2 protein-coding genes are annotated in these 2,237 nt (G+C 74.6%); both read right to left on the bottom strand.

The features are described 5' to 3' along the window. Positions 1 to 827, bottom strand: an 827-nt coding sequence (locus tag EYA84_RS30810; RefSeq protein WP_131057723.1) for an energy-coupling factor ABC transporter ATP-binding protein, incomplete at its 3' end; no start/stop codon positions are given. Then, positions 824 to 2,071: a CbiQ family ECF transporter T component gene (locus tag EYA84_RS30805; protein WP_131057722.1), complete on the bottom strand. Its 1,248-nt coding sequence runs from the start codon at positions 2,069 to 2,071 to the stop codon at positions 824 to 826. The genes EYA84_RS30810 and EYA84_RS30805, both read right to left, overlap by 4 nt. Positions 2,072 to 2,237 lie beyond the last annotated feature (166 nt).

The raw sequence follows: 2,237 nt of genomic DNA, 5'->3' as shown, positions 1-2,237 counted from the left end.
GGTGGGGGCGACGCGTCGGCGAGCCGTTGTCGGAGGTCGCCCGCGCGCCGTCGGGCGTCGCGGACGGAGAGCGGCAGGGGTGTCCAGCCGGCGGCACGACCCAACTCGATCAGCGGTGGGGCCAGCTCGATGTCGGCGAGGACGGCGTCCGGTGGCCCGTCGAGGACAGTGCCGTCACCGGGGAGGTAGAGCAGCCGGTCGGCGTACTGCACGACGCGTTCGAGTCGGTGCTCGGCCACCACCACGGTCACGCCGAGGTCGTGGACCAGGCGGGTGACGGCGGCCAGGACGTCCTCGGCGGCCGTCGGGTCCAGCGCCGAGGTCGGTTCGTCGAGCACCAGCACCTGCGGGTGACTGGTGAGGACCGCACCGATGGCGACCCGCTGCTGCTGCCCGCCGGAGAGTGTCCGCAGCGGACGGTCCCGCAGCTCGGCGATGCCGAGCAGGTCGAGGGTCTCCTCGACGCGCTTGCGCATGACCGGCGCGGGCAACGCGAGTTGTTCCATGCCATAGGCGAGTTCCTCCTCGACGGTGTCGGTGACGAAACCGGCGAGCGGGTCCTGACCGACCACGCCGACGACGTCGGCGAGGTCACGCGGCGGGTACGTGCGGGTGTCCCGGCCGTGCACCGTCACCGTGCCGTACAGGGTGCCGCCGGTGAAGTGCGGCACGAGGCCGTTGATCGCCCGCAGCAGCGTCGACTTGCCCGCCCCGGTACGCCCGGCGACCAGGCACAACTCGCCCTCCGGGATGTGTAGGCAGACGTCCCGCAGCATCGGTTCACGGCTCTCCGCGTACCGGACGGTGACCCGGTCGAAGTCGATCATTGGTGCGCCTCCGGCTGGGCGGTGTCGCGGCGCGACGTGTGGCCGGTGCGGCCCGTCGTCGCCGCCGAGGGGACGGCCAGCGTTCGCGCGGCGGGATTCGCCGTCGGTGCCGGTGGGGCCAGCCAGCCCGGCGCCACGGCCACCAGCACGGCGAGCACCACCAGGGGCGTCAACTCCGGCCAGGTGAGCGGACTGACCGGTGGGTAGAGCCGGTCCGGGTCCACCGTGCCGGCCGTCATCATCAGCGCAGCAGTGGCCAAGCCGCATCCGGCGACGGTCAGCTCGGCCAGCCGCCACCGGTCGGGACGGTAGCGGCTGCGGCGGACGTGGCGGCCCGCCAGCAGCATCCCGGCGACCGCCGTGGCCAGGCCGGCGAGGAGCATCGGCAGACCGAGGTAGCCCGGCACGGTCGCGTCGAGCAGGCCGTACGTGCCGACGCAGACACCGACCAGCCCGGCGAGCACCAGGGCACCGGTGAGGGCACGTCGACCGGCCGGCACGGCGGCGGTGCGTCCGTAGCCGCGCGAGTCCATCGCCGCCGCCAGCGCGAGCGACCGGTCCAGGGCGTCGGCCAGCACCGGCAGGGCGATGCCGCGCAGGGCACGCAGGCCGCGCCCGGAAGCGCCGCGCAGTCGGCGGGCGCGGCGTACCCGCAACACGCTCTCGACCAGTTGCGGGGCGACCGACAGGGCGACCACCACCGCCGTGCTGACCGCGTACAGGGCACCGGGCACCGCCTTGAGCAGCCGTTTCGGGTTGGCCAGGGCGTTGGCGGCACCGAGACAGATCAGCATCGTCGCCAGCCGCAGCCCGTCATAGAAGCCACCGAGGAGCTGTTCGGCGGCGACCGGCCCGAACAGCCGGATACCGGCCGCCCAGGCCGGCAGCGGGATCTCCGGCAGGTGGAGCAGGACATGGTCGCCCTGACCACCGCCGAAGACGAGCCGGAACAGCACCCGCATCGCCACGATCACCGCACCGAGCACCAGGTACATCCGGAACGCCAGCGCCCAGGGGGCGTCGCCGCGACGGCGGACCACCACCAGCGCGGCCGCGGCGACGATCATCGCCAGCGGCAGCGGATTCGTGGTGTGGCTGGCCGCCGTCGCCAGTCCGAGCGCCCAGCACCACCACGCGCCCGGGTGCAGGCTGCGCGGCAACCGGCCGGCCCCGGCGGACCGGGCCCTGGACGGCACCGGCACCCGGGCGGGTGGGCCGCTGTCGACGACGGACCGGTCAGTCATCCGGTTCGGCGGGACGCCGACGACGGGCCGCGAGGACACCTCCGCCGACCAACGCGACCAGCAGGAACACGCCGGCCAGGGTGCCCAGCGGCAGGCCGTCGCCGTCCCGGGCCCCGGTGACCTCGACCGGCGGGAGCGATCCCGTCGGGTCGGTCGGTGGCGCGGG

The sequence above is a fragment of the Verrucosispora sp. SN26_14.1 genome (genome assembly GCF_004307965.1).
In the GTDB taxonomy this organism is placed as follows: Bacteria; Actinomycetota; Actinomycetes; order Mycobacteriales; family Micromonosporaceae; genus Micromonospora.
The sequence above is the reverse complement of the archived record's forward strand: the minus strand, read 5'-3'. Positions and strand labels throughout refer to the sequence as shown.

What these genes read in the sequence shown, in the direction of transcription:
- EYA84_RS30805 (WP_131057722.1), bottom strand. Translation starts at nt 2,071, where the DNA reads ATGACTGACCGGTCCGTCGTCGACAGCGGCCCACCCGCCCGGGTGCCG.